The following is a 19,198-nucleotide window of genomic DNA, read 5'->3' on the forward strand; positions in this document are numbered from 1 at the left end:
GGAAAGCACATCAATGCATATTAATCCAGTCTATAATTGCATGGCTTTATAAAATTGAGCGATATGTCACCATATCGCTCATTTTGTGTCTCTATTTTGAGTGGAAGATCGCTATGGACGCGGGGGCGACCAATACCTGTTTGTGATCGATCGATTGATGAAGATCATGTGAGTCGGTATTACAGATCATGGTCCATTCAGCGCTTTTTCTTTCTGGTAAGGTAAATCTGGCGGGTGCGTTGGTTTGGTTGATGCAGTAAAACAGCTCTGATCCCTCTTCGCCGATACCCAAGTGCAGAGCCATCGAGCTGAGTCGGTTCCAGTCTTCATGCTCCATAAACGAACCGTCGAGTCTGCGCCAGAATATTCGGTTGTCGTTGCGGTTTTCGCCGCTGAACGCACGAATAAAAGGCACCATATAATGCTGGCGAGCTTGGATCATCTCTGCGAGCCATTGTTTGAAACGCGTCTTCCGCTCATCCATCTGCCAGTCTAACCAACTCAGTTCATTGTCTTGGCAATAGGCGTTGTTGTTCCCTCGTTGCGTATGAGAAAGCACATCCGCGGTAAGAATATGTGGAATACCGAACGCAAACAGCAAACTGGCCATGAAGTTGCGTTTTTGCTTTTCACGTTTTTCAACGATGGTGAGGTTTTCCGTTGGGCCTTCTACGCCATAGTTGTCAGAGCGGTTGTCGCCGTGACCATCACGATTGTGCTCCCCATTGGCTTCATTATGTTTGTGCTTGTAAGAGACAAGATCTTGCATGCAGAAACCGTCATGGTAGGTGATGTAGTTGACCGTCAGTTTATAAGGCCAGTTCGCAGCACTGTACAAGTCACGTGAGCCCATAAGGCGTGTCGCAAACTCTTTGAGAAACCCTTGATCGCCGCGCCAGAAGCTACGGGTGATATCGCGCAGTCGATCGTTACACTCGTTCCAGCCGAATGGGAAGTTGCCGACTTGATAACCGTTGGGGCCAATATCCCAAGGTTCTGCAATCAGTTTAATTTGCTGTAATACCGGGTCTTGAGCCACAGCCTTGAAGAAACCTGCGTCTGGGCTAAAGTGCTCTCCATGACGGCCCAGTGTGGCCGCAAGATCGAAACGGAACCCATCAATCTGATATTCATTAACCCAGTATCGGAGCGTATCCATCACCAGATTCAAGCTCGGCTGATAAGAAAGATCGACGGTATTGCCACATCCGGTGTAGTTGGCGTAGTGCTCGCCGTGTTTCAGGTAGTAACGTTTGTCGAGCGCTTTTAGGTTGAATACCGGGCCATCACTGCCGCCTTCCGCCGTATGGTTGTAAACAACATCTAATATCACCTCAATGCCGTTGCGGTGCAGCTCGCGAATAGCGGTTTTTAGCTCGTTGACGGCATCTTTGTCGGCGTATCTTGGATCAGGCACCATAAACAAGTAGGGGTTGTAGCCCCAATAGTTAACCTTTTCCATCTTTAACAGGTGAGGCTCATGCATGCAGGCAGCCACTGGCAGCAGTTGGAGCGTGTTAATGTTTTGCTCTTTATAGAACTCAAGCATGGCGTCACTAACCAGTCCCAGATAGCGTCCTTGACACTCAATTGGCAAGTCTGGGTGGAGCTTAGTCAGCCCTTTGACGTGTGTTTCAAACAGCACCATCTCATCACGAGGACGGTTTGGTCGCTGAACCCCTTGCCAGTCAAACTCGTCGGAGACAACCACACAGCGCGCTAACTCAAAGCTCTTCTCTGAATTAAAAGGCAGCGTGTAATGCAAAGGTTTTGCCAGCGCTTTTGCGTACGGGTCTGAGATTAAATGCGGCTCGCCATTGTGCTCGACAATATAGCCATACTGAGCGCCAGGCAGAATGCCAGGTACAAAGGTGAATTTTATTCCCGCGTATTCGCCATCGAGTTGAAACGTTTTAAAGTCACCGGATTGGTCGAAGATAGCTAATTGAATCGAGTCTGCATCGGGCGCGTAAATAGAAAAATTACACCCGTGTTCATGGGGTGTTGCGCCTAACGGATATGGATGAGAGCACTGCATGATCATTACTTACAAATATTGTGTTCTATATAGCGAAACTTAAGTAAATAGTGTTGTAAGACATTGGTCAAGCGCCTTGGATAAAATTTGTAAATGTAATTTTATTTCAAATTTGTGGCGAATTTAATTCAATTAGTGAGCAAGTTGGCATTTTGTTCTAAGAATAGTTTCTCCTACGAGGTATCCTCCTCCTAGATAGTGTGATTTAGGGCACTAATATATCATACGGTTAGTTTTCTCCTCCTTTCTCATCCCCCCAAAATTAATTTATTTCGGATGAAGTCGACCCTCTACTCCCCCTGTAATCTGGCCACAGTTGAAACAAATGAGGACAAGGTTTCACTTGAAGCTGAGTTCTGTCTTACCTCTATTTTTCGCGACCTGTTGCTGCCTTTCAGGATGTATCGAAATACGAGGCATAAGAATAAGAAACCCTAAACGGAGTTATATAATGAAAAAAGTAAGCGTGTTAGCGGCTGCAGTGGCGACTGCCTTAACATCGGGATTTGTCATGGCTGAAACAGACGTTGCGTTAGACGTAACATCAGGCGATTCAGCGATGGAAGTGGAAGTAGCAAACCCAACAGAAGTGATTTCTGATGGCTGGGAAGTGCATGGTTACATGTCAGCAAACTTCCGCATGAAAGATGGCGAGACGATCGATTCTGAGTTCGGTAAGCCAGATTACCACAGTGCAGGTACTTCAGGTCAAAGCACAAACCAAGTCGAGTTCACAATCAAGAAACACACAGAGCACAACAACGGTGTTTGGTCTGATTTCGTTGTTCGTTCAGAGTTCGGTAACGGTAACTCATTCGCTTACTCCTCAGAGGGTAGCCAAAAAGCGAACGACAAAGCGCAATTTGAGATCAAAGAAGCGTACGTTGAGCTAGGTGGCATCTCTTTCTTGGGTGACGATTCGTCTATCTGGAGTGGTCACAGATACTTCAACCGTTCAGCGGGTCTGCTTTCTGGTGAATTCTGGAACCAATCTTCTGGTCTAGGTGCGGGTTTCCAAACCAAACTTGGCGGTAACACAGCAGGTTTCGCAGTGATTGCTGCAGACACTAATGATGACATCAATAACGGCACTAACAGCGACCGCGAAACAAACGTTGCGTACAACGCTTACTACCACGGCGTTCAAGCGCTTGGCGGCAGCTTCAACTTTGATGTGAAATACATCACTCGTGCGAACAAAACGGATCCTGCAGCAGACAACGGCGTTGGCGCAGCAATTACCTATAACCGCGACTACTACGGCTTTGATGGTTGGAGCCAAACAGGTATTGCTTACGGTTACGGCGCAGCAGCAAACCGCGGTGTGAACTTCGGTGCGTGGAGCGGTGACAACGGCTTTAGCGATGATTCAAACAGCATCTTCCTAACTTCTTACGGTGTTGCGAACCTGTCTGACTCTTGGCAGCTAGGTACAGAAGTTACAGCCTTCATCACTAACGAAATGTTCGGTCAAGAAGATTTGACTCGTATCCTTGTAGCAGCGCGTCCTTCTTACAAGATCAACGACAACCTACGCTTTGAAATGACAGGTAGTGTCTCTAAAGAAACAATTGCTGATGGCGCAGCATGGGGTCGTCAAGACGACAACATGTACTACATGCTAGAAGCCGCGCTTCCAGTAACGGTTAACGCAGACTACTTCGGTCGTCCACAAATCAAACCTTACGTGACTTACTACAACACTGAAGAAGAAAGTGCAGGTGGTATCGGTCTAGGTGGCACTGACGGCAAAGAAGTTATTGTCGGTATCCACACAGAAATCTGGTTCTAAGCCAGATAAACTGCAAGGCAGCCAATTGGCTGCCTTTTGTCATTTTAATAAAACAACCTTTAGTGAGAGATAATGATGAACAATAAACACTCTTTTTTAGCCGTTGTGCTAGGTGCTTTGCTAGCGGGTTGTGCATCGAATACCCCGATTGATAAACAAGTGGCTGCGCCAACCAACGCTGAAGTTTGTTGCAGTGACTACTCTAAGTTCCCATTCGCTCAACTGGGCGACAAAGAATCGCTTTCATTCGAAATTAATCCTTCTTCCCCAGTCGGACAATTTGCTGAAGGCAACAGTTATTTTGAAGCGTTCCGTTTTAGTGAGCGCTCTGGACAAGTGCAGGTAACGGTATCGAGTTTAATGATTGATGACTCGGTATTCTCGCCTCAAGTCCAACTTCTAGACAGCAATTTCAAGGTCGTAAAAACGTTGACCTTAGATGACTTCCAAGTGTTAGCGTCAAATGCGTTTACCCGCACTCGCTATGTCGCTAAGTTCCGAGCTAGCGCCGAGAAAACGCCTTATTTTGTTATTTATACGCCAGCCGACACCTTGGGTAAAAGCGTCAAAATTGACCACCCAGCGAAAGTTCGTGCGCAAGAATTTGGCGAAGTTATGCCGATGGTGACTGACCCTGTCTACACCTACCAATTGGGAGGGGATATTGAGCTAGAGGTAGAAACCCTGAAGCTGCGTCCATTCCGTGCTGCCGCGGCGAGTTCCGCTGTCGTGACCACGGAAAAAGCGGTCACAAAACCGGTGATTCAAGCGCAGCCAGACACGCAAACCTACTACTACAATGCGATTGAGACTGCGGTAGCATCGGGTGATATTCCCAAAGCATTAAGCCTGCTTGATGAAGCGAAAGCGCTCAATATCAAAGGTGCTCAGGAAGTGTTCGTCAAAGCGGTGAACGCAAAGTAAGCATCTAAACACTCATAATAAAAAAGAGCTCCTTGTTTGGAGCTCTTTTGCTATCTAGCGTTAGTATTTAGATGGCGTCTCTATCTTGCTGTAGCCCCTCAGTTTTTCGCTTGTTGAAGAGATAATCGCGCTCATTCAACGAAGCAAAACACGCTGAGTTGTCCGGAGACGCAAACGCGAGCTTTTCCAGTTCCCATCGGTACTCATTTTCTACCTGCTTCACGTTAGCGGGTGAAGAGATGTAAGTGCAGTTACCCGAGAGATCTAAGTGTATTGTGATAGGCGCAGACAAGTCGCTTGTTACCGCAATCACGCTGTCGCCAACGCGGAATTTGATATCAAGTTGAATATCCGCTTTCAATACCGCAGGGGTTAATTGGAAGCGGCATCCTTGTGCGTCTCGCTGATACTCAAATTGGAGTGCGTTGTTTTCTCCAAATGGCAGCTTTGCTTTAAAGCTCTGCCATTGCGACGGGATTTTGGGCGCAAGTTCGATCCTATTGGCGATGAGTTTTGGCTTAAAGCCCAGATAGTCTTGTTGAGCGTTGCGGGCGAACTCGGACACTGACCACGCTTGGGCATAGGTGCCCGTTTCAACCAGTTGCTGAGGATGAGTCTGAAAGGCATCTAAGTTTTCACTCATGGTGCCACGATGACCCTGCTGCAAAATCTGTTTGGCGAGGTTTTTACTCAGTTGATAAGCAAAGTCTTGTTGGTGGTAGCGGTTTAACGCTGAGACGGTAAACCCTGCATTCCACCCCCAAATGGTGCCATTATGGTAGGCGGCGTCTTTGTGATACTCGCTGCGATTGTCATGGTAAGGGTGAAAATCGGCATGTTGCTGGTTGAGCGAACAAATCCCCCAAGGGAACAGCAGGTTGTCGACGCAGTTTTTCACCATATGCTGGCCAATGCTAGGGGCGATAAGACTCTCTTGTTGTGGGATAGTCATCGCCATCAACTGATTCGGTCTGACACTGAAGTCAGGACGATCATTCTCTTCTAGACGATCGGCCAATTGCAGGTGTTTCTCATCCCAAAACTTATCGATAAAGCTTTGTTTGGCATGTTTGGCGAGCGCATTGACATGCTCGGCAAATGTTTGGTCGTTATTGAGAAGTGCGACTTGTTTTGCGACGTTGAGGCTTTCAAACCACAGGGCTTGGATGTCGTTGGCTTTTGGCCCTCGTGGCGACCACGGAATTTGGCCGTTGATCTTGGCGTCCATCCACGTATCCGGATGACGATGCTTCATCAAACCATCAGCATCAAAATAATGCGTCTCAACACCAGAAATGAAACGTTGAATGACAGGGTAAATCCGCTTGGCAAACGCTCTGTCGCCACTGTAGTTGATGTACTCAAGGATCTCTCGCATCATCCAAGGCGTACCGTCAGTGGTGTTGTAGATGATATTGGTTTTGCTGGTAACTCGGTTTGGGATGCGACCATAGTTGACAGATTGAGTGTCCAACTGTTGCATTGAGGCAAAGTTTTCGATGATGGATTTTGCTTCCTCAAACTCGCCATTGACTAAGCTTGTGCCAGAGAGCGCGATGAAGGTGTCTCTTCCCCAACAATCTTTAAACCAAGGCAAACCCGCCCATATACCTGTGCCAAACTCATGGCTGACGAAGACACGACTCGACAAACGAGCCCACATCACGGCGCGGTTGTATTCAAGGTCGTCTGTCCAAAGATAGTTGTGGGTGAGAAACTGGTAGATTTTCGTTTTATGCTGTTGAAGCGCATTGTGCTGGGCCGCTTGGCGGCAATGTTCAATCGCTTTAGCTTTGCTGTGTTCAAAACAGAGATACGCCGTGAGTTCAACGCTTGGTTGAACGCTGCTGATCATGATCTGGCAGTGTGAACCAGACAGGAATAAGTGCTGTTCCAGCTCTGGGAACTGCGTTGATGACACTTCCTCGATGGTTACAGGTTGATTGGCACTGATGGCGATGAATCTTGGGCTACCTTCTGGGCAAAGTTCGGCGTTGATCGCTAACACGATCACATCGCCCTCTATTTCCACGCTGACATCATTCACGCCAACATTGAGCTCTGGAAGTACGCTCAACGGTTTTGCTTCGTTTGTGCTGACAGTGAGCGACGCCATTCGCTGCGCTTGGTGAAGGCTGAGTAAGTCTTTAGCGTTGTGGAACTGGTGCTCTATTCCAAAAGGAAGCAGGCGTGCTTTGAGCGCGGAAGGTTTTATATTGAGCTCGCCATCGACCCAAGAGGCGAAACCGCCTAAGTACCAACCTTGATGATGACGATAGCGACCCGCAGAGACAAATTGGTGAGTTCGCCCTTCGTAGTAGCCATCGACGTTGTCGCCGAAGACGAACGGAAAACTGTCATCGTTTTCAATCGCAAGCGCATCGAAAAGAGTGGAGGGTTCAAGGGCGCCCTCTGCACAGAGGATTTCGGATGCCGGTGCGCTCACACTGTTTAGTCGAGCACAAAGGCGATCGCGTTTAGATAGGGTCTGCTGGTTGTCTCCACCCGTTTGGATGGTCAGACTTGGCGCGTCATCGGATAGGTCAAGCAGAAGGGTAAATCGACCTGTGGCGCTTGGCGTAAATAGCAAGTCATTACCAATGCCGTGAGTCGTGAGAAGCGGTGTCGTTTGGTTTAACTCGACGGTGGTAGGGTCTATCTCATGGCCAGAAAGAGTCCACTGCTCAGAGCCATCCATATCGGTAATTTTGAAGCGATGTTGGTCTGCCGAGAAGACCACGCACGCTGAATATTGTTCAGCTGACAGTTGGGTGAAAGGTGTGTCTAACCCCCAACCGTTGAAAGTCCCTTTTAGATATAAATTGGGTAGGTTGTTCATGTTATTTTCTCAAACTCGCTTGTGTAATGCGCCATAGAATAAGAGCGCGTGTTGTGCTCCAACTTGTTGTTTCATCCCTTTTGGGCACTCGCTTAATGACGTCACAAAATGATTGATGGAATAGGTCTAATTTTAGTTGCGCAGTGGCGGAGATTGAAATTGATTAGCGTGTTAGTGGTATAGGCAAAGGCTATATCAGAGAGCTTGTCGGTGCGCTTTGCGCTGAATTGACTAATTTGGTTGTTGAATAAGATTTTATTTTTGTGAACTTAATCTGTGAGGCTTATGGAATCAGGGAGGCATAGCGCCTCCCTGTATGGTGGTTTATCTTAAGCGTGATTTTCTATATCACGACATCTTCGCTATCGTGATTTCTTTGCTCAAGATGTTAAAGCTCACTCGATAGGAGCCGGTCTCTTTTGGTGTGAAGCTGATATTGCCGTCACCGCCAATTGGCAGGGAGTTTGTTGCAGGGATAACATCGGCAGCGCCATGTTCACATTCTCCCCAACCTCCACAGGTAAACTTAAACTCGACGGTTTCACCGCTTGGCAACTCACCCGTTTCAAACGTGACGGTATTGTTGTCACCTGACACCATCATCTGCGCGCCATCATGGCCCCAGCCACCCGAGATGCTGCCAGGAATGTACCAAGTCCTACCTTCGTAACTTTCGACCAATTTAGCATCCAGGACGACTGGCTTCTCAGGGTCGGACGCATCGAGCGAGAGCTCATACATACCGAGTTCGGTGAAGGTGGCAACGCAGTTGTCTGAGCCCGATGCACCACAGCCCCAAGCCGTATCCCAATTGCCTGCTGTAAATTTGTATTCACTCGATTCAGATAAACCGACTCGCGCTGTATACAGTCCTTGATTAGCGTAAGTCGCTTTGGTGATATGGCTCCAGCCGTTAAATGCGCCCGCGACATGCACCGCTTTAAACGGAGGCAAATCATCGGATTTTTCGCTGACAGGTAAACCTAACCCACGTACGTCACCACGAGGTTGAATGAATACCGCAACTGACCAAGAAGGGACCTTGAACTGGCCATCAGCAAAGGTCGCGCCGTTTGCAATCCCATTTGCATCTTGAGCAAGCTCGAAGCCAGCCAGGTCAATCTTCTTGCTTTGATGATCGAAGAAGTCCCCAATCGTTTGATTGTCAGGGCTGGCATTGATCACCACAACCACGGCATCGAGTTTTTCATCAAGATCGGTCGATTGCGTTGAGCCATTGTCGATGGTCATGACGATCAATCCCGGTGTTTGATCTTTACCCGTGTTTCGGAAATCAACGCGATTAAAGATCTCTTGTGCGCTCGGAAGCGTCATCAATGGCGTTGATGTTCTGAGTTTGAGCATTGCCTTGTAGTTTTCAAACATGGTATCGATGTTTGACGGCGTTGCTTGAGAGTGAACATCCGAGGTTGCACGCTCGATCTGCTCGTAGTTACTCAGATCTTTGTCTTTTGTTGGTAGCCCTTTGTCCCAGTTTTGCGCTTGGCGCGTGAAGTCCACGACGTTATACCAGTCACCATAGTCATAGGAGTCGCGCTGCATTGACTTAGAACGCAGTAATTCACCGCCCATGTGGTTAAATGGCATCGCTTGACCTAGCAGAACCGTAGCAATGCCCACGGTTTGCATTTTGGTACGCTCCTCTGAGGCGGCTTCTTGCGGAGCCTTGTACATGTTGATGTCCCAGAACGTCTGGTTGTCATGCTTTGACACGTAGTTTTGGATTTCCCAAGGTTGTTCTGCGTACCCAGCCGCTTGACCGTTGTAATCGACATCTTTGCCCAAGATGGTTGTGCCAGTGTGGTCAATCATCTTGAACTGTTTGAGGTTGCCAGCCATGCCAAGGCGAGTCAGATCGATTTGCTCAAGTGCGCGCGTCATTTCCGCTTCGCTCACTGAACCATCAGACTGCTTGTTCATTTCGTTAGGCTGAACGCCTGCACCTGTGGCAAAACCTTGCGTTTTACGCAGTGCGTCACCGCTGTCGAATGGGCTACCGCCGCGTACTGCATCACGCAGACGATCGGAAAATGATCCAATGCCTGTGCCGCCAAGGTTTGGCTGTGTGGCTTGAACAAAACGTTTGTTGTTTTGCACTTCGCCAAAGTTCCAGCCCTCACCATAGAAGTACACTTCTGGGTTTGCTTCACGAGCGGCACTCAAGGTACCTTGAATTTGCGCCAGTGGGTGGTGGCCCATCAGATCCCAGCGGAATGCGTCAATTTTGTACGCCTCTACCCAGGTTTTGACTGAGTCATCGATCAACTTGGCGAACATCGCGTGCTCTGGCGCTGTGTTCTCACAACAGGTTGATGTTTCAACATTGCCTGTATCTGGGCTTAGGCGGTGATAGTAGAGCGGAACCACTTTATCAAGAACCGATTTATCGTTTAGTCCTGATGCGTTTGTATGGTTGTACACTACGTCGACCACGACATTCATACCAATGTCTTGCTTAACCGATTGAACCATCTGGCGGAATTCGAGAATGCGTTGGCTGCCTTCAGCGTCGGTCGCGTATGAACCTTCTGGAACGGTGTAGTGGAACGGGTCGTAGCCCCAGTTGTAACTGTCGACGGAACGCACATAGTCGTTCAGCCTTTGCACCACTGGGTTTTGTAGTCTGTCATCGGGCAAGATGGTCTCGAACACCTCTGCGATGGTTTGGTCACCTGAGCAGTATTGGCTGAACTCTGCGTCACTTTTCACTGCGGTATTGAGGTCACACAGCTTACTAAATGGCTGATCAATGTTGGCGACTTTATCTGGATCTTCATTGATGGTGGCAATGTCAAACACTGGCATCAAATGAAGGTGTGTCATGCCCGCTTCACTGAGCTCTTTGAGGTGGTTCACAGGCGCGGTGCCATTTTCAGTGAAGGCCAGATATTTACCGCGGTGATTCGGCTCAGTACTGTTATCAAGAGCTGAAAAATCACGAACATGAGATTCGTAAATCACCATATCGGATAAGCTGCCGTCGCTTTCAAGCTGAGAGTGAGGTGCCGATAGAGCGTCCCAACCCGCTGGTTTTAGCGCGTCGTCATCAAGGTCGATTGCTTGGCTGTAAATGGAGTTCATCGACAAGCTGACTGAGTATGGGTCAGTCACTTCATATTCCGCGGCTTTTTGTCCTCTTGGCTGGAATACTTTCATCGCGTAACGGTAGAATTTGCCATCCACCGTCTCTTTATCGAGTTCTACGCTCCAACTGCCCGATTCGCTATCTTCTTCCAGTTCATGGGTGCCCGCGACCGATTTGTCTGCGTTATACACCACGAGTTTGACTTCTTGAGCGGTCGGTGCCCAAAGACGGAAGGTGACGCCGTTGTCGCCATAGATTGGACCATACTCAAGCTCTGTCGCTTCTTCGGCGAAAATAGCATCCAACGCGCCGGCGTATTGCACCGCGGTTGAGGCGCGAAGCTCTCCAAAGCTCTCACCTTGAACATCATTTGAAGCAATGGCAATAAGGCTTGATTTAAGCAGCTCGTTCAACGCCACGTTAGGCAGCTCAAATGCTGGATAGTCAGCTAAATGTGGGAATTTCGACTTTTGTGCGTCACTCAGTTTGGTGGCTTTGAGTTTCAGTGACGAGCCACTTACAACGCCATCTTGCCCCACTTTATATTGACCATCTTTGGAGAACATCAGCTGAACCAAGTCGGCATTGTTTGCTGCTTTCCAAACCAAGGTTTCATCATCAAGCAAAATGGCGCCAATGGTGTCGATGGTAAACTCGCTAGATGGGCCATCAGTGGTGTAGGCTTCAAGTCGGCTGGCGTAAGCACGCGTTTTTCCTGACATATAGGTTGCGCTAGGGTTGTCGGCCTTACCTGAAATATCGACTTTTAAATCAGCGTTGATCACCTTGTCTTTGTTGCTATTGCGGATGATGACGTTGAAACACTGCGTCGCATCCTCTGTGACAGGAATGTACCAGACTGGGCCAAACTCATCGGCATCATTTGGGGTGATGGTGACATCGTCCCAGCCATCGTTAAATCCATTTGGATCGCCCGCATTACAATCGGCGTTGTTCCAAAGGTGAAGGTTGAATTTACCGTAACCTAACTTATCTGCGCCTTCTTCGTTGTAATCGCCAAGTGGGTCATAAAACTGAATGGCAAAGTGGCCACTTGGTGGATTGGCTAGCTCAGTTGGCGCCTCGACTTGTTTCAGTTTTACATCTGTGCCTGATTGATCGAAACCAATAGAGGTAAGGTAAGTGTCGGTGCGCGAGCCTTGGATTACTTCACCTTTCGTTGTTACTCCTAAGCTGCTGCCGCTGGTGGCATCTAAAGTAACGCTCGCCAGTGTTTCTTCCCCTTTGGCAATTGTGCACGCGCCAAGAGTGCTGGATTTCGGTAGCACCCAGTATGGGCCAAATTTGTCGCTGCCTTTTGCGTTGTACTCATCGTTTCCGCAGGTAAGCTGCCAGTTTTCGCCAAGTGATAGAGAGCGCGCACTGTTGCTCGTAGTTTCTGCAATGTAACTGACCATGATTTCATCAGCCGCAACGGTAGGTTCTGTTGGCATATCGCTTGGTGAGATGACGACTTTGTTGTCGAGAATTTCGGTCACGGGTTTGGTATCGGAGCTGTTGTCATTACAGGCCATTAGCACGCTGGCCGACAAGATAGGTATCAGCGCTTTGGCAAGCGGAGATAATTTAAGAGTGTTCATTATTTTTGTTTCCATACGTAGGTTATTGGACGCAGAAAATCATAGAGTTAGCAAAAGTCAGCACGCTGTGAGTTGAATAATCAAAGTTAATTTTGTTCGATAAATAATTGATGGTTTAAATGAAAGTCACGTTGTGTAGGGGAATTTTTGTACGACACAGTGTGCTTGGTCACGTTGAACTAAGCGGTGGATGAGAAGCTGAGGAGGAGCTCGGTCGCGAAAGGATGAGGCTCTCAGCCTAAAATGTGTGACCGAGTAGGTCTAAAATCATGAGGATAATTCTAGCGGTAAAAAATGCATGAACCGAGGCCACGTTGATGTCGGTTTTGACGAGGATTTGAGCTAAGTGACGAATGAGTAAATAATGAGCATTAGATCCTGTTTTTGCTCTATCAGTCGTTTCATTGTACCGAGATTGAATTAAAATCATGCGCTTATGTAAACGTTCAGGGAAGACATTATGTATTCGGTAAAGCTTGGCGATGAATTGATTCGTCCATCAAAAGTACTCTGTATTGGGCGCAACTATTTAGAGCATATCCATGAGTTAGACAACGCCATTCCCGACGAAATGGTGGTGTTTAATAAACCCTCCACTTCCATAACATCTGTGTTGAACTCCTATCATCACGAGCGTTTGCACTACGAAGCGGAAATCTGCTTTTTGATCAAAGATGGCAAGTATCAAGCGGTTGGCCTTGGTCTTGATCTCACCAAACGTGCGCTGCAAGGACAGCTCAAGGGTAAGGGCTTACCGTGGGAGCGCGCGAAGGCGTTTGATGGTTCTGCGGTGTTCAGTCGCTTTATTCCTGTTGCGGGGCTGGAGATGGACTCGCTTGAGATAGAACTGTTTATCAACTGCGTTCGAGTACAAAAAGGCGACGTATCGCAAATGATCTATTCACCGAGAGTGATTCTCAATGAGCTTAAATCCTACACGATGCTGTGTGATGGCGATGTTGTGATGACAGGAACGCCCAAAGGAGTAGGAGAAGTCCATAGCGGAGACGTCTTTCTTGCCCGCTTGAAGTCGCGCGAATCCACCTTAATTGAGATTGAATGGGTCGCGCAGTAATCAATCGGACGTAGGGCTTTACATTCACCCAAGGTTAAGGTTTAACCTCTGATTGTAGACAACAATCAGAGGTTTTTTATGGGCTGTTGTAACCAATCTCCACGCGGTGGAACGTCTCAATTGGGCGTGCTGGTTAAGGTGACGTTAATCATTGCCATCGCTCTGCTGCTTATCGCTGCTCTTTTTGGCTAGAGCAGTTTTAACGCTAAGAAAATCACCATGCTGACAATGGTCGTCAACAGAACGTTACCGGTTTTCCAAGCAATGATGGCAGCAATCACAGCACCGATTAAATAAGGGTTACTGTGTGAAAGCCAAAGTTCGTTTTCCGGCATAAATACGATGGGTGCCCAAATTGCGGTCAGCACGGCGGGGCTCGAGTAACTCAGTAGACGCTGCGCTTGTGGGTTTAGTCTGAGAGGCAGTTTCGGCTCCAAAAACAGGTAGCGGCTAACAAAAACCAGTAGCGTCATGGCCAAAATTGAGAGCATTACCATTACTTGCCTCCTTTAAGTGTTTCCGCGACATACCCTGCGAGCATGCCACCAATGCTGGCGATCATGAGTCCTGACTCGACGTTTAAGTAGCTACATAAGACGGACAGCGTCAACGAAACCAATACGGCAATCAGAATAGGGGCATTTTTAACGTTGGGGATGACGATGGCGATAAAGGTCGCAGCAACGGCGAACTCTAATCCTAACTCGTTCATCGCGGGGATATAACTGCCCGCCACAATGCCGACCAGTGTGGCAAGGTTCCAACACAAATAGAAACTTAATCCTGCCCCTAGCGCATACCATCGATTAAATTGCTTATCAGACTGTTGGCCACAAATTGCAAACAATTCATCGGTAAGCAAAAAACCTAACGCCAATCGCCATTTTAACGGCAGCGGGCTCACTTTTGAGCGCATGGATACGCTGTAAAGTAGATGGCGAGAGGTGATAAAGAAGGTCGCCAATAGCATGGTTGCGAGGGATGCCCCTGCCTTAAGCATACCCGTGGCAACAAGTTGCGCTGAGCCTGCGAACAAAATGGCTGAAAGCGCTTGGCTTTCCCACACGGTTAATCCCGCTTCAATGGCAAACGAACCCGCCAATAGGCCCCAAGGGATGACGGCAATGCTCAAAGGAACCATTGCGAGTGTACCGTGCATAAACAGCTTGCCATTGCTGGCTTTATCAATTGAAGTCAAACTTATACTACTCATCATTATTGGCTATCGCCTCTGCTTGTTGGAGTGAGTCACCATTACGTCACAAGCCGCGAGGATAAAATTGTACAAAATTGCGCTTATTTGCCGCTCACGTATTGCTTCGGAGTAACGCCTAGAGCGCGCTTAAAGTGTCGGTGGAGATGGCTTTGATCATGAAAACCACACTCTTGCGCGACGTCAGAGATACGTACGCCTTGGCGCAGAAGTCGTTTCGCTACCCGCAGCCGAGATTGAATCTGATAGGCGTGCGGTGGCAAGCCGAACTCTTTTTGAAAGCTGCGCGCGAGATAGTAAGGGCTGAGCCCCGCCAGTTTAGAGAGATCTTCAAGGCTAACATCGGCTTGCGGAAAGTCATCGAGAAACTCTTTGACGAGCAGTAATTGACGTTGGCTTCGCGTCGTGGGCTCCCACATCGCGCGAGTTTTACTGTGTTTCGCGGCCAGTTTCACCAAAGTGCCGTAGACCAAGGTTTCGCGAAGTAGGCGATTGTCTGATTGTGCCAAGGTATCGAACACAAGTCTTAACTGCTGAGCGAGTTCAGGATCGTAGACGACAGGCTCAGGAAAGTAGGGGACAGACGACGCTCGATTGAGCCCGTCGGTCATTTGAGCAAACTGCTCTGGCAGAGGATACATCGCTTTGTATTCCCATCCGCCCTCGGTGGCGGTTTGACCGTTGTGCACTTCATCAGCGTTGACCAAAATAATACTGTCTTGCGGCGCGATATGATTGCCGCCAGTGCGATAGAAGCGCTGCGCCCCTTTTTCAATGACACCGATGGTATAGCCTTCGTGGCTGTGTCGAGAAAAGTTCTGGTTTGTGTACTTGGCGTCTAGCAGTTCAAGGCCCCCCAGTTCACTGGCGAGCTGAAAATGAGCCGACTCTTTTCCCTTTTGCGCTGTCATTCATCATCCCTATTGATTGTGATGCGGACAGTTTAGCCTATCGATATTTGGAACTTTTGTACAAAATTGCTTTTTGCTCACTAAGAATAATATAACTAAGTGAATTTCATTGTGCTGAAATTAAGTAAATAAGTTATATGTTTACTATGGATGGGGAGTTAATGTTGGTATAAAATTCCGCGCTTTGCTGTCTATGTAATACTAAAAAATGATCGATATTTCTGTGCTGCCGGTGTATCTCACGGCTGTTGTTGCACTTTTACTGCTTCCTGGTCCCGACATGCTGTTGATTGCGAGCTCCAGTATGAGCTACGGACGCAAGGTGGGCGTGTTTGCCAGTTTGGGCAATGCGACCTCGGGCATTATTCTGACCTTGTTAGCCGCCTTGGGGGTATCAGCATTAATTGCGATGAGTCCTATTGCCCTTAAGGCGCTTCACCTTTTAGGTGGTGCGTATCTGCTTAAAATGGGCTGGGATTGTTTGCGTGCAAGCGCCGCAGACGCACCAGAGCTAAATGGCGAACGCACAATGGCGACCACGTTTTATCAACGCGCCTTGGTGAGTAATTTGCTCAACCCGAAGGCTTTGGTGTTCTTTGTTATGTTCCTGCCTCAGTTCGTTTCGAGCAACATCTCAGCCACATCTGGGGAGCAGATGCTTGCGTTAGGGCTGCTGCTTAACGTGCTTGGACTCGCATTTAACTTGTTGTTGGTCGCGTTAGTAGGAACGCTAGGTAAACCTCTGTTAGAAAACGCAAAGTTTCGTACCTATCAACACAAATTTATGGGCGCAATCTTTGTTCTTCTCGCCATTTGGATGTTAAGCTCATTTGCGAGCTAACGATCAGTTATCCCTAACAAAAGGTCGGCAGTTGCCGGCCTTTTTGCTATCTAAAGGAAGGAATCTTATGCACGTGCATTTCATGTTCAACCCGCCGAAAAATATCAAAGAACGCATTTATGAAGGTTTGAAAGCGTTTAACCTAAAGCACTTTCCGGATGAGGACATTCAATCGCTGGCGTGCATTGCTGAAGATGAAGAAGGGCGTTTTCTCGGTGGCCTGACGGGTGAGATTTTCACCAATACGCTTTTTGTCGAGTTTTTATGGCTCGATGACCAGCACCGCTCTGTGGGAATGGGACGTAAATTAATGGAAACTCTAGAAGAGCAAGCGAAAGCACACGGCGTGACTCATCTTTATTTAGATACCTATACGTTTCAGGCGCCAGGCTTTTATGCCAAGTTAGGTTTTAAAGAAGTCGGGCGCTACACCGGTTTTCCGACCGCAGGGGTCGACAAGATTTTCCTTCAAAAGCAGATTGCTGTTGCATAGTTGAGAGCGTATAGAGCCAAGTCGATACCATTACAGTCGCTTACACTGCAACCAAAGTCACGTAAGAGCAAAACCCGATAAACTCAGCTTATCGGGTTTTTAGTTTATAGCGCTTGCTCAGTTAGATGCGTGGCGAGTGTGTCACCGATGTATTCAGACTTAAACCAGCCATTTTGTTGCAGCATTGGAATCAGTGACTCAAAGAAGAGTCGCATCGATTCTTTTGACCCACCCGGAACTGCGATAAATCCGTCAGCAGCGCCTTGTTCCAAGCGTTGGACGATGTCGTCATACGCTTGCTGTACTGTACCAATAATCAACCAGTGAGAAGAGCCGATCACTTCGGGCCTTGCCAGTAGTTGGCGCAGCGTAGGCGATTCGCGCTGGATATAGGTAAGGAGTAAGTCGGTATGGGTTTGGCTATATGGGATAAATCCTTTTGCAAGTGAGTTAACTTCTACTACGTCATCAAGGTTGTGGTTGGAAAAATCGATTCCCAACGCTTTGTGCAAATGTGCAAAATGCTTGGCAGGGTCAATCGCTTTGTGCGTCTCAGTAAACAAGTCGTGCGCTTCTTGCTCTGACTTCGCTAAATAGAGAGCCACTCCCGGAAGCACCTTGAGCGCTGAGGGTGAACGCCCAATTTGCTGACAACGCGAAGCAAGATCTTGTTTGAGCGCAATGCCTGATTCTATATCGGGCGTGGCTGCAAACATCACGTCGGCGACGTGCGCTGCAAAGTTTCTTCCCGCATCGGAAGCGCCCGCTTGGAAGAATGGCATTCGCCCAGATGGGAGGGTGGGAATGTTCAATGGTCCAAGGACATCAAAGAACTCGCCGTGGTGGTGAATTTCTTCAATGTCGTCTACGTTAGCGAACTGCCCACTGGCTCTATCCGCTTTGATTGCTGTGTGCGGGTAGCTTTGCCACAGTCGGTTTACCACCTCAACAAACTCGTGCGCTTTGGCGTAGCGCTGCTGCGAAGAAGGCATGGTCTCTACGCCGAAGTTTTCATTCCCGCCTAACGCGGTCACAATATTCCAACCTGCACGACCTTTGGTTAACCAGTTCAATGATTGCAACTGACGCGCGGCAATGTAGGGCGGAGTAAAAGTGGTGGATACTGTCGAAACCAGACCGATACGACGGGTATGTGACGCCATGGCCGCGATCAGCGTTGTTGGATCGAAACCCGTAAATCCCACTTCATGGGCGAGGGCTTCCTTCGCCAGAAACAAGGTGTCGGGCGCGAAAAGGAAATCGAGTTTGGCTTCTTCCGCTTGCTGCGCGAGAGCGACATAGTGTTTTAAATCAAATAAGTGCTCGACATCACTTTCTTCTCGTCGCCACGCAGAGCGGGTCAACCAACTCATTGCGAGCGCCATGCCGATGACAATAGGTTTGCGGTCACTCATAGCTTATCCCTCGTGTGTTGCGTCAATCAGTTGTTTGACTTCTTTAAGCATACGCTCTGTTGCGACCACACCGCCCATTGCCAGATACCAAGCGTTCATATCAACGTATAGGATGTTGTCGTTTTTGTATGACAGGGTGGCTTCAATCAGAGGGTTGCTGAACTCCTCTTTCGTGCGGCTAGAGAATTGGTTTCGTAGTTTATCCGCGTCAAGGATGATGAGATGTTCTGGGTTGACCTTATTGATGAACTCGAACGAAATGGCGTCTCCGTGTCGTTTTGTTTTCAGTCCCGGTGCCGCTTGAGCGAAACCAAAATCCATGTATATCGATGAGCCAAAGCGAGAATCTTCGGAAAAAGCCGTTACCACACCGCCTGCACTCATCACTGTGAGTGCGCTTGATGGGTGAGTTTGGGTGAACTGGTGAATGGCTTTGAACTCCTTATCCAAACGCTGAATCGTCGTTTCTACACGGTCTGAAATTTCGAAAATAGCCGCTAGATTACGCCATTGCTGCTGAGTGCTTTCCCAGTAACTGCCCGTTTCTGAGGGAGAAATGACGATGGTCGGCGCGATCTTTGATAAATCTTTATAGCCTTTTGCAGCTCGAGGTCCAATAAAGATGACGTCGGGTTTGAGCGTATAAATGCCTTCAAAGTCAGGTTCGAAAATTGTCCCTGCTGAGGCGTAAGGCGCTTGAGTGTACTTCTCGAGGTACTCTGGAAGATAGTCTTGAGAAGTGGCGATAGGGTTAATGCCAAAGGCCGTCAACATATCGAGAGCGCCCACACCAAGAACAACTACTCGTTGCGGGTTCTTCTCTAAGGTGGTTTCGCCAAGTGCGTGTGTGATCGTCACTGATGTTGCGTGTGCTGGCATCGCCCAGCTTAGTGTAAGAGTAAGAAGTGTGGTGAGAAATTTCATTACGACTACCATGTCAAAAAGCGAAG

The 19,198-nt window shown here is 48.3% G+C and carries 13 protein-coding genes; 5 read left to right on the forward strand and 8 right to left on the reverse strand.

The window, feature by feature from the left end; all coding sequences use genetic code 11:
• Positions 1-91: 91 nt before the first annotated feature.
• Entirely contained in the window at positions 92-2,038 is a 1,947-nt protein-coding gene (gene glgX / locus ACUALS_RS15700) for a glycogen debranching protein GlgX (RefSeq protein WP_331399525.1), read from the reverse strand.
• Positions 2,039-2,489: 451 nt separating this feature from the next.
• Between glgX and ACUALS_RS15705 the strand changes: the two genes are divergently transcribed.
• Positions 2,490-3,830 carry a carbohydrate porin gene (locus ACUALS_RS15705; RefSeq protein WP_005469992.1) on the forward strand — a complete coding sequence of 447 codons (1,341 nt, stop codon included), beginning with the start codon at positions 2,490-2,492 and terminating at the stop codon, positions 3,828-3,830.
• Positions 3,831-3,905: 75 nt separating this feature from the next.
• Positions 3,906-4,754 (forward strand): MalM family protein, encoded by an 849-nt coding sequence (locus tag ACUALS_RS15710; RefSeq protein WP_454450032.1) that lies wholly within the window; start codon positions 3,906-3,908, stop codon positions 4,752-4,754.
• 67 nt (positions 4,755-4,821) lie between these two features.
• Here ACUALS_RS15710 and ACUALS_RS15715 read toward each other — a convergent pair whose 3' ends face one another.
• Positions 4,822-7,593, reverse strand: coding sequence for an amylo-alpha-1,6-glucosidase (locus ACUALS_RS15715; RefSeq protein ID WP_454449796.1), 2,772 nt, complete (start codon positions 7,591-7,593; stop codon positions 4,822-4,824).
• Positions 7,594-7,941: 348 nt separating this feature from the next.
• On the reverse strand, positions 7,942-12,300 hold the full coding sequence (gene pulA, locus ACUALS_RS15720) for a pullulanase-type alpha-1,6-glucosidase (RefSeq protein WP_454449797.1): 4,359 nt from the start codon (positions 12,298-12,300) through the stop codon (positions 7,942-7,944).
• Between the two features lie 460 nt (positions 12,301-12,760).
• On the opposite strand from pulA, the gene ACUALS_RS15725 reads away from it, so the two are divergent.
• Positions 12,761-13,375, forward strand: a complete 615-nt coding sequence (locus ACUALS_RS15725) for a fumarylacetoacetate hydrolase family protein (RefSeq protein WP_454449798.1) — start codon at positions 12,761-12,763, stop codon at positions 13,373-13,375.
• Between the two features lie 188 nt (positions 13,376-13,563).
• On the opposite strand, the gene ACUALS_RS15730 is transcribed toward ACUALS_RS15725, so the two are convergent.
• From ACUALS_RS15730 to ACUALS_RS15740, 3 genes are all read right to left on the reverse strand, one after another.
• Entirely contained in the window at positions 13,564-13,872 is a 309-nt protein-coding gene (locus ACUALS_RS15730; protein WP_005469949.1) for an AzlD domain-containing protein, read from the reverse strand.
• Entirely contained in the window at positions 13,872-14,588 is a 717-nt protein-coding gene (locus tag ACUALS_RS15735; RefSeq protein ID WP_454450033.1) for an AzlC family ABC transporter permease, read from the reverse strand. Before ACUALS_RS15735 ends, ACUALS_RS15730 begins: the two co-directional genes overlap by 1 nt.
• A gap of 83 nt (positions 14,589-14,671) precedes the next feature.
• Positions 14,672-15,499, reverse strand: coding sequence for an AraC family transcriptional regulator (locus ACUALS_RS15740; protein WP_331399358.1), 828 nt, complete (start codon positions 15,497-15,499; stop codon positions 14,672-14,674).
• Positions 15,500-15,707: 208 nt separating this feature from the next.
• On the opposite strand from ACUALS_RS15740, the gene ACUALS_RS15745 reads away from it, so the two are divergent.
• Positions 15,708-16,340, forward strand: coding sequence for a LysE family translocator (locus ACUALS_RS15745; RefSeq protein WP_005470191.1), 633 nt, complete (start codon positions 15,708-15,710; stop codon positions 16,338-16,340).
• Between the two features lie 67 nt (positions 16,341-16,407).
• Entirely contained in the window at positions 16,408-16,833 is a 426-nt protein-coding gene (locus ACUALS_RS15750) for a GNAT family N-acetyltransferase (RefSeq protein WP_038135072.1), read from the forward strand.
• A gap of 104 nt (positions 16,834-16,937) precedes the next feature.
• Here ACUALS_RS15750 and ACUALS_RS15755 read toward each other — a convergent pair whose 3' ends face one another.
• Positions 16,938-18,248: an NtaA/DmoA family FMN-dependent monooxygenase gene (locus tag ACUALS_RS15755; protein ID WP_454449799.1), complete on the reverse strand. Its 1,311-nt coding sequence runs from the start codon at positions 18,246-18,248 to the stop codon at positions 16,938-16,940.
• Positions 18,249-18,251: 3 nt separating this feature from the next.
• The gene (locus tag ACUALS_RS15760; protein ID WP_454449800.1) at positions 18,252-19,172 is read right to left on the reverse strand and encodes a siderophore ABC transporter substrate-binding protein; all 921 of its coding nucleotides are present in this window, start codon (positions 19,170-19,172) and stop codon (positions 18,252-18,254) included.
• Between the last annotated feature and the right edge of the window lie 26 nt (positions 19,173-19,198).

The sequence above is a fragment of the Vibrio sp. NH-7 genome, from assembly GCF_053643215.1.

Bases quoted from the DNA above. Each gene is read 5' to 3' on its own strand.
- ACUALS_RS15755 (WP_454449799.1), bottom strand. From the start codon at position 18,248: ATGAGTGACCGCAAACCTATTGTCATCGGCATGGCGCTCGCAATGAGT.
- glgX (WP_331399525.1), bottom strand. From the start codon at position 2,038: ATGCAGTGCTCTCATCCATATCCGTTAGGCGCAACACCCCATGAACAC.
- ACUALS_RS15750 (WP_038135072.1), top strand. From the start codon at position 16,408: ATGCACGTGCATTTCATGTTCAACCCGCCGAAAAATATCAAAGAACGC.
- ACUALS_RS15715 (WP_454449796.1), bottom strand. From the start codon at position 7,593: ATGAACAACCTACCCAATTTATATCTAAAAGGGACTTTCAACGGTTGG.
- ACUALS_RS15745 (WP_005470191.1), top strand. From the start codon at position 15,708: ATGATCGATATTTCTGTGCTGCCGGTGTATCTCACGGCTGTTGTTGCA.
- ACUALS_RS15735 (WP_454450033.1), bottom strand. From the start codon at position 14,588: ATGAGTAGTATAAGTTTGACTTCAATTGATAAAGCCAGCAATGGCAAG.
- ACUALS_RS15725 (WP_454449798.1), top strand. From the start codon at position 12,761: ATGTATTCGGTAAAGCTTGGCGATGAATTGATTCGTCCATCAAAAGTA.
- ACUALS_RS15730 (WP_005469949.1), bottom strand. From the start codon at position 13,872: ATGGTAATGCTCTCAATTTTGGCCATGACGCTACTGGTTTTTGTTAGC.
- ACUALS_RS15710 (WP_454450032.1), top strand. From the start codon at position 3,906: ATGAACAATAAACACTCTTTTTTAGCCGTTGTGCTAGGTGCTTTGCTA.
- ACUALS_RS15760 (WP_454449800.1), bottom strand. From the start codon at position 19,172: ATGAAATTTCTCACCACACTTCTTACTCTTACACTAAGCTGGGCGATG.
- ACUALS_RS15705 (WP_005469992.1), top strand. From the start codon at position 2,490: ATGAAAAAAGTAAGCGTGTTAGCGGCTGCAGTGGCGACTGCCTTAACA.
- ACUALS_RS15740 (WP_331399358.1), bottom strand. From the start codon at position 15,499: ATGACAGCGCAAAAGGGAAAAGAGTCGGCTCATTTTCAGCTCGCCAGT.
- pulA (WP_454449797.1), bottom strand. From the start codon at position 12,300: ATGAACACTCTTAAATTATCTCCGCTTGCCAAAGCGCTGATACCTATC.